The 8,016-nt window shown below is 73.1% G+C and carries 9 protein-coding genes and 1 pseudogene; 5 read left to right on the plus strand and 5 right to left on the minus strand.

The window, feature by feature from the left end:
* The 3 genes and pseudogenes from E1293_RS48135 to fahA form a co-directional block, all read left to right on the plus strand.
* Window positions 1–609: pseudogene (locus tag E1293_RS48135) on the plus strand (hypothetical protein); the annotation flags it as partial.
* Between the two features lie 28 nt (window positions 610–637).
* The gene (locus E1293_RS41325; protein ID WP_132204672.1) at window positions 638–1,420 is read left to right on the plus strand and encodes a hypothetical protein; all 783 of its coding nucleotides are present in this window, start codon (window positions 638–640) and stop codon (window positions 1,418–1,420) included.
* Window positions 1,421–1,480: 60 nt separating this feature from the next.
* The gene (gene fahA / locus E1293_RS41330) at window positions 1,481–2,695 is read left to right on the plus strand and encodes a fumarylacetoacetase (protein ID WP_132204674.1); all 1,215 of its coding nucleotides are present in this window, start codon (window positions 1,481–1,483) and stop codon (window positions 2,693–2,695) included.
* 3 nt (window positions 2,696–2,698) lie between these two features.
* Here the strand turns inward: fahA and ispF are convergent, their stop codons facing one another.
* Window positions 2,699–3,169, minus strand: coding sequence for a 2-C-methyl-D-erythritol 2,4-cyclodiphosphate synthase (ispF, locus tag E1293_RS41335; RefSeq protein WP_132204676.1), 471 nt, complete (start codon window positions 3,167–3,169; stop codon window positions 2,699–2,701).
* A 34-nt stretch (window positions 3,170–3,203) separates the two neighbouring features.
* Window positions 3,204–3,686 carry a CarD family transcriptional regulator gene (locus E1293_RS41340; protein ID WP_132204678.1) on the minus strand — a complete coding sequence of 161 codons (483 nt, stop codon included), beginning with the start codon at window positions 3,684–3,686 and terminating at the stop codon, window positions 3,204–3,206.
* A gap of 343 nt (window positions 3,687–4,029) precedes the next feature.
* Between E1293_RS41340 and E1293_RS41345 the strand changes: the two genes are divergently transcribed.
* Window positions 4,030–4,803 (plus strand): hypothetical protein, encoded by a 774-nt coding sequence (locus E1293_RS41345; protein WP_132204680.1) that lies wholly within the window; start codon window positions 4,030–4,032, stop codon window positions 4,801–4,803.
* 149 nt (window positions 4,804–4,952) lie between these two features.
* Window positions 4,953–5,858, plus strand: coding sequence for a copper chaperone PCu(A)C domain-containing protein (locus tag E1293_RS41350; RefSeq protein ID WP_132204682.1), 906 nt, complete (start codon window positions 4,953–4,955; stop codon window positions 5,856–5,858).
* A 55-nt stretch (window positions 5,859–5,913) separates the two neighbouring features.
* On the opposite strand, the gene E1293_RS41355 is transcribed toward E1293_RS41350, so the two are convergent.
* From E1293_RS41355 to E1293_RS50880, 3 genes are all read right to left on the minus strand, one after another.
* On the minus strand, window positions 5,914–6,585 hold the full coding sequence (locus E1293_RS41355; RefSeq protein WP_481726111.1) for a winged helix-turn-helix domain-containing protein: 672 nt from the start codon (window positions 6,583–6,585) through the stop codon (window positions 5,914–5,916).
* Window positions 6,586–6,590: 5 nt separating this feature from the next.
* Window positions 6,591–7,802, minus strand: a complete 1,212-nt coding sequence (locus E1293_RS41360) for a sensor histidine kinase (RefSeq protein ID WP_132204686.1) — start codon at window positions 7,800–7,802, stop codon at window positions 6,591–6,593.
* Window positions 7,775–8,016 (minus strand): PhoU domain-containing protein (locus tag E1293_RS50880; RefSeq protein WP_279473345.1); only part of this gene is annotated, 242 nt, incomplete at its 5' end. The genes E1293_RS41360 and E1293_RS50880, both read right to left, overlap by 28 nt.

Below are 8,016 nucleotides of genomic sequence, written 5' to 3' on the forward strand. Positions count from 1 at the left end.
GCTCCGCCCCTCGCCCTGGAGGCCCCCGCCGAGCCGGAACCGGAACCCGAGTCCCCCCTGGCGTTCCTGGACGATCCCGACCCGGACCCGCTCATCCCCTTCCAGACCGAAGACCCCGACCCCGCCCCGTACGCCCCGCTCGTGGAAGACCACACGCCCTACGAACCCGACGTGGAAGAAGACGCCGTGCGGGAGGAGGACGTGGAAGACGATGCTCCGCCGGAGCCGGACGTGGAGGAGCAGGTTTCGCGGTTGCCCGCCGCAAGTCAGCCGGGCCCTTCAGGGCAGGACGTCCACGCGCCGGTTGAGGTGGCGCCGCCGTTGGATCCGTTGCCGGAGCCGCGACTGCCGCTGGGGGCCGCGACTCTGCCGACGGACGTCGAGTTGGTGCGGAGCCGCGACCGGGACGATGCCGAGGAGCGGCCGGTGGCGTCGACGACTCGTCCGGACATCGTGATGCCCGCGGCCCACGGGTCGGACGAGGACGATCACGACGGCCCGGCCGCCGACCGTGCCGAGGACCCCGATGCCGGGGAGCAGGCGGCCAAGGACTGGAACCCGCCGCCGTCGAGCAGTTTCCGCAGCGGGCCCACGCCGCCCGCCGACTAGGGCGGCGGGACCGGGGTACCAAGGCGCCATGAGCGCCTTACTCTCCCGGCTCATCGACGACGCCGCGCTCTTCGCGCCGGCGCGGACCCCCATGGACGACGCGCTGCCCGCCTACCGCGGGGCCGTCCGCGATCCGGTCGTCGGCCGGTTGCTGTGCCCCGCGTCCCGGTTCGCCGAGCTGCGCAGGCGGCTCGTCCCGGAGGATCTTCTGGATCTGGTCCTGGTCGCCGACACCGGGATCGAGGAGCTGCCGAGGGCGCTGGACGCGGTGCGCGCGGAGCCGCGCGTCCGGCCGTCGTCGGTGGAGATCGCCCTGCCGGGGAACGCGGACCAGGCGCGGGCCGCCGCCGTCACGCTCGCCCTCCTCCCGCCCGGCGTGCCGGCGCACATCGAGGTGCGCCGCTCGCCCGGACGGCTGGACGCGCTGGACCGCATCGCCGCCGCCCGCGACCACGGCGCCCCGCTCGGCGCCAAGTACCGGCTGGACGGCCCCGCCCTCGCCACGGCGGCGTTCATCGCGGCCTGCGCCGAGCGCGACCTGCCCTTCACCTGCGCGGCGAACCGGGCGGGGCAGGGGCTGCTGAACGTCCTGCTGGCGACGGCCCAGGTCGCGGCGGGCGCCGACGGCGTGCAGCGGACACTCGAACGGCATGACGCCGGGGGTCTCGCCGCCGACGTCGGGACGCTGACCGACGACGCGGCGCGGTCGGCCCGCCGGCTGCTGGCGGCGCTGGCCGTCCCTCATCTGGGCACCGCGACGAGCGTTCTCGCGCTGATCAGGAAGGGTCCCTTTTCCACCGCTCCCGGGTGACCGGCACGGCCGCCGGTACGGACCGGATGAAAGGCAAATCACCGGGGAAAGATATGTGCCATGACGACCGTTTCGTGGGTTGAGGGCAGTCAGGACGGCGGCTTCGGTGTCGAGAACCTGCCGTACGGCATCTTCGCCCGGCCGGGGGAGCTGCCGCGCGTCGGCGTGGCCATCGGCGACCTCGTCCTCGACCTGGCGGAGTTGTCGGCCGCCGGCCTGGTGGAGGACCGCCGCTACTTCGCGTCGGGGTCGCTGAACGCCTTCATGGTCGCGGGACGTCCGGCCTGGCAGGCGAACCGGGAGCGGCTGACGGAGCTGCTCACCGACGAGTCGCACCGCGCCCGGGTCGAGCCGCATCTGATCCCGGTGGCGGAGGTCGGGCTGCTGCGGCCGTTCGAGGTCGCGGACTACGCCGACTTCTTCTCGTCGGAGTACCACGCGGTGAACGCGGCGCGGATCTTCAAGCTGCGGGGCGAGCCGCTGAAGCCCAACTGGAAGCGGATGCCCGTCGCCTACCACGGGCGTTCCGGCACCGTGTACCCGTCCGGTACGCCGATCATCCGGCCGTCCGGTCAGCGGCGGGCGGCCGGCGAGGCGGAACCGTCGTACGGGCCGTCGCTGCGGCTCGACTTCGAGGCGGAGGTCGGGTTCGTGGCGGGCGTCCCGTCCAAGGCGGGGCGGGGCGTGCCGACGGGCGCGTTCCGCGACCACGTGTTCGGGTTCGTCCTGGTGAACGACTGGAGCGCGCGCGACCTGCAGATGTGGGAGTCGCAGCCGCTCGGCCCGTTCCTCGGCAAGTCGTTCGCGACGTCGATCTCGCCGTGGGTGGTGCCGGTCGCGGCGCTGGAGCCGGCGCGCGTGGCCCCGCCCGTCCAGGATCCGGCGCCGCTGCCCTATCTGCGGTGCGACGAGCCGTGGGGGCTGGACCTGCACCTGGAGGTTCTGATCAACGGCCAGGTGGCGGCGCGCCCGCCGTTCGCGTCGATGTACTGGACGCCGCCGCAGCAGCTCGCGCACGCGACGGTCAACGGCGCCCCGCTGCGCACCGGTGACCTGTTCGCGTCCGGGACGGTGTCGGGCCCGGAGCGCGACCAGCGCGGCTGCATGCTGGAACTCAGCTGGGGCGGCGAGGAGCCGCTGGAGCTGGACGACGGGACGAAGCGCACGTATCTGGAGGACGGCGACACCGTGACGATCCGCGCCCAGGCGCCGGGCGCGTCCGGCTCCCGCATCACCATGGGCGAGGTGACCGGCACCGTCCACCCCGCCCTCTGATCGTCAGGCCGGCGGGAGGACGAGAGCGTTGGCGATCGCGGCCAGGCCCTCGCCTCGGCCGGTCAGGCCCAGGCCGTCGGTGGTCGTGGCGGAGATCGTTACCGGGGCGCCGGACAGGGCCTCCGTCAGGACCTTTTCGGCCTCGGCCCGGCGTCTGCCTATTTTCGGGCGGTTGCCAATGATCTGGACGGCCACGTTGCCGATCGTGTAGCCGGCGTCGGAGACGCGGCGGGCCACCTCGCGCAGCAGGTCGACGCCGGACGCGCCCGACCAGCGCGGGTCGGACGTCCCGAAGACGGCGCCGAGGTCGCCCAGGCCGCAGGCCGACAGGAGCGCGTCGCACGCGGCGTGCGCGGCGACGTCGCCGTCGGAGTGCCCGGCGAGGCCGTGGCCCTCGCCCGGCCATTCGAGCCCCGCGACCCGCAGCGGGCGCGGGGAGGACGAGAACGGGTGGACGTCGGTACCGACGCCCACCCGTGCAAGCCGTTCGTTCAACTCGGCCGGCCGCTCAGCTGGCCAGGACCTCGTCGAGCAGGGCCTCTGCCTTGTCCTCGTTGGTCTTCTCCGCGAGCGCGAGCTCGCTGACCAGGATCTGGCGCGCCTTGGCGAGCATCCGCTTCTCACCCGCGGACAGGCCGCGCTCCCTGTCGCGCCGCCAAAGGTCCCGGACGACCTCGGCGACCTTGTTGACATCACCGGAAGCGAGCTTCTCAAGGTTCGCCTTGTACCGGCGCGACCAGTTGGTGGGCTCTTCGGTGTAGGGTGCGCGGAGCACCTCGAACACCTTCTCCAGCCCGTCCTGGCCGACGACGTCCCGGACACCGACGTCCTCGACATTCTCGACCGGGACCCGCACTGTCAGGTCGCCCTTGTCAACCTTCAGGACCAGGTAGGTCCTGTCCTCACCTTTGATGGTGCGAGTCTCGATGGCCTCGATCCGAGCAGCCCCATGGTGGGGGTAGACGACGGTGTCGCCGACCTGGAAAGTCATGTGACAAGTACCCCTTCCGCTAGAACCAGGGTAGCACGGAAACGAGTGTGTCCGAACCGGCCTTCCCGGCAAATGCGCAGGTCAACGCCCATATTGGGGTATTGACAAAGCCCTTTATCGGTGCATCGGCGTCCAGTTCCCCGTACTCAGCGTAGCCGAGACGGCACGCGGCCCGCGCCGGAGCGCCATTACCGGTAACCGGTCCCCGGTTACAAGCATCGCCCTGCCGCCGCCGGCGAACGGGTTCCATACTGGGATGTGACCAGGCCCGGCCGCGCGGGTACGAAGCGGTCGAATAGGACGGCGTCCCGAGGGAATCCGGAACCGCGAGGGAGGTGCTTGCGTGAGGCCGGACGGCGGCGACCCGGAGCCCGACGACTACGGGCTCCCGCACGTTGACGTCGTCGTGCCCGACGACGCCCGCGAACTGGAGCGGGACGTCGTCGCCTACCGCCGCGAGGAGCGCCGCCGGCGGCGCCGGGTCCGCACGCACCGCCTCTTCCGCCCGGTCACCCGCTTCGGCGTCGCCATCCCGATCATCGCGGGGGCGCTGCTCATCGCGCTGCTCAGCGGCGTCCTGATGACGGCGTTCGGGCCGCGCCCGACGCCCCGGCCCACGGGCGTCCAGCTGGCGCCGCGGCCGTCCGCGAGCCCCGGCAAGGTCGGCGGGCTCCTGCCGGACGGGCAGGTCGACAAGATGACCGGCGACCGCACGCCGGTGAAGACCCGCGACCTGCGGCCCGGAGTGATCGGCATCGTCCCGCCCGCGTACCGGTGCGAGACCGTGGTCGCCGACCTGGCCGGCAGGACGCAGGAGTACAAGCTGAACTTCTGGCTCGTCGCCGACCCTCGTCCCGGCGGCGGGAGGAAGCCGGCCTCGCTGAAGGACCTGAAGGCGTGCGCGGGCACCGCCCACAACGGGACGCCGCAGGTCCTCGAAGACCGCGGCGGCGTCCTGGCGGGCGCCTACGCCCCGGCGCCGGGCACGCCCGGCCCGACGGGCACCGGGCTCACCGCCGTCTTCGTGGCACCGGACGGTGTCGTCACCGAGGTCGTCCGCGCGCCGCGCCCCGGTCCCGAGCTCGCCGGCAAGGTCGAGGCGCTCCACACCGGCTGAGCCCCGGCCCGTTCGCGGACGGGCGTGTCGGCCACCCCGGAGAGGGGTCGGCGGCGATACCTCGCTACGCTTCCCCTGGCGTATCTCACGCCGCTCTCACAACATTCGAAGCCACGCCCTTCATGACATTTCGCGAGGAGACCGACGCCGTGATCCGAAACAGCCGTCGAGTGGTCGTGCTCGCCGTGGCGGGCGCCGTCGCCATCGCGCCGGTGATCTCCGGCTGCGGCGCCGGCGACACGCCCCAGTCCGCCTCCCCGACGCAGCTCACCGAGGGCGTCAACGTGACGCTCCCGACGGGCAAGGCGTCGGCCGCGCAGATCGACCTGCGCCACATGTTCCTGCTGGGGCCGCAGCCGGGGCGGCCGATTCCGGCGGGCACCTCGATGGCCCTCTACGGCGTGCTCATCAACCAGGTCAAGGGCCGCCAGGACCGCCTGGTGGCGGTCGGCTCGCCCGCGTTCGGCGGCGAGGCGAAGATCGACGGCGGCGGCCTCGTCCTGCCGCCCGCGGCGGCGGACGGGACGGGCAGCCTCGTCCGGCTGCTGGGCAAGCCGTCGCAGACCCCCACGCCCACTCCCCCGGCCAAGAAGAAGACGCAGGAGCCGGGCGGCGCGGCCTCCGGTGCCCCGACGCCGGAGCAGACCGGCGCGGGGGCGACGCCGGACACCTCCGAGACCCCGGCGTCCGGCAACACGACGGGCCCGGAGCAGAGCAGCCCGCCGGCGACGCCGGGCGGGGACCAGCCGCTCGTGGTGCTGCCCCAGCTCACCCAGGAGCTGCTCGCCGGGGCGACGGTCCCGCTGACGATGCGCTTCGAGCACGCCGGGTCGGTGCAGTTCCAGGTCCCGGTGGTGCCGCGGCAGGGCGACTACGAGACCTACCCGCTGCCCAGCACCCCGGCCCCGACGCCCCAGACGCCGGGCGGCCAGACGCCAGGCGGCCAGACCCCGGGCGGCGAGCAGCCCGGCGGCCAGACGCCCGGCACCGAGACCCCGGGCGGGAACACGAGCGAGCCGCCGGCCGGCGGCACCGAGACCCCCGCCGGCGCCTGACCCCGGACGCACGAGAACGGCCCGTCCCGCCGGACGGGCCGTTCTTTCGTGTCCGTCAGGGCTCGAACTTGTAGCCGAGCCCGCGCACGGTGACGATGTACCGCGGCGTGGACGGCGCCTCCTCGACCTTCGCGCGGAGCCGCTTGATGTGGACGTCCAGCGTCTTGGTGTCGCCCACGTAGTCGGCGCCCCACACGCGGTCGATCAGCTGCATCCGGGTGAGGACGCGGCCGGCGTTGCGCAGCAGCACCTCCAGCAGCTCGAACTCCTTGAGGGGCAGCTGGACGGATTCGCCGCCGACGCTGACCACGTGCCGTTCCACGTCCATCCGGACGGGCCCGGCCTCCAGCGTCGCGGGCGCCGGCTCCTCCACCTCGCCCTGGCGGCGCAGGACGGCCCGCATCCGCGCGATCAGCTCGCGGGTGGAGAACGGCTTGGTGACGTAGTCGTCGGCGCCGAGCTCCAGCCCGACGACCTTGTCGACCTCGCTGTCCTTCGCGGTCAGCATGATCACCGGGACGCTGGACCTGGACCGCAGCTCCCGGCACACCTCGGTGCCGGGCAGCCCCGGCAGCATCAGGTCGAGCAGCACGAGGTCGGCACCGCCCCGATCGAAGATGTCCAGCGCGTCGGGGCCGGTGGCGGCGACCGCCACCTCGAAGCCCTCCTTGCGCAGGTTGTACGACAGTGCGTCGCTGAACGACTCTTCGTCTTCCACGACGAGCACGCGGGTCACGGTTTTGCCTCCCGGGCGGTGTTCTCTGGGTCTTTCCCTGCGATCCCGGCGGCAAGTCGCGGACGGGACGGGCCGTCGAGCAGCGGGAGCCGGATCGTGAACGTCGAGCCGTGGCCCTCCTTGCTCCACACGGTCACCTCGCCGCCGTGCTTGCCGGCGACGTGCTTGACGATGGCGAGCCCGAGCCCGGTGCCGCCGGTCTGCCGGGACCGGGCGGGGTCGACGCGGTAGAACCGCTCGAAGATCCGCCCGATCTCGCCTTCCGGGATGCCGATGCCCTGGTCCGTCACGTTGATCTCGACGTGCCACTGGTCGCACTTGCGGGTCGACACGACGACCCGGGTGTGCTCGGGGCTGTAGGCGACGGCGTTGTCGACGAGGTTGCGCAGCGCGGTGACCAGCAGCTCGTGGTCGGCGCGGACATGCAGCCCGTCCTCGCCGCCGGACGCCAGCTCGATGTCCTTGGCGGACGCCTTGATGCTGCAGCGGTCGAACGCCTCGGCCGTCACCTCGTCCAGGTCGACGGGGGTCAGCTCGGGCAGCGGCTCGTTCCCCTGGACGCGCGACAGCGTCATCAGGTCCTGGACGAGGTTGGTCAGCCGCACCGACTCGTACTGCATCCGGCCGGCGAACCGGCGGACGGCCTCCGGGTCGTCGGCGGCGCCCTCGACGGTCTCGGCGAGCAGCGCCAGCGCGCCCACCGGGGTCTTCAGCTCGTGGCTGACGTTCGCCACGAAGTCGCGGCGGATCGCCTCGGTGCGGTGCATGTCGGTGAGGTCCTCGGCGAGCACGACGACGAGGCCGTGCGACCCGAGCGGCGCCACCCGGACCGCGAACCAGCGGCCGTCCGCGCGGCTGCGCGCGCCGGTCGGCCCGACCTGGATCTCGATCTCCCGGATCTCCCCGTCCCGGCGGACGAGCCGGGTCATGGCGAGCACCTCGTCCACGACGAGGCGGTCGCCGCTGACCAGGCCGAACGCCCGCGCGGCGGAGCTGGCCCGCAGCACCCGGTCCTCGCCGTCGACGACCACGGCCGAAGACCGCAGGACGCTCAGCACCGACGCCACGCCCGGCGGGACACCGCCCGCCGGTGCCGCCGGGGCCGGCGTCCGCTGGGCTCGCTCGCTCACGCGCACCGCCAATCCAGTCGCGAGCCCTATCGCGAGCCCGGCGAGCCCGGTCAGGCTCGCGACAATCTCGACCTCCACACCACGGATCGTAAGCGGCGTTCGGACCAACGCTCCCCTACCGCCCTGGTCAGCGTGTTCTCGTTCGCCGAAAGTTCACCTGCCTCTCCGGGCGGGACGGCCGACTCGGGGTGCCGGCGCCGGGCCGTCTTGGCGATGTGCACCGCGAGGTCGCCCATCCGCTCCAGGTCGCCGCTCATCCGCAGCGCGGTGATCAGCGTGCGCAGGTCGCCGG

It is taken from the genome of Actinomadura darangshiensis, from assembly GCF_004349235.1.
Lineage (GTDB): Bacteria > Actinomycetota > Actinomycetes > Streptosporangiales > Streptosporangiaceae > Spirillospora > Spirillospora darangshiensis.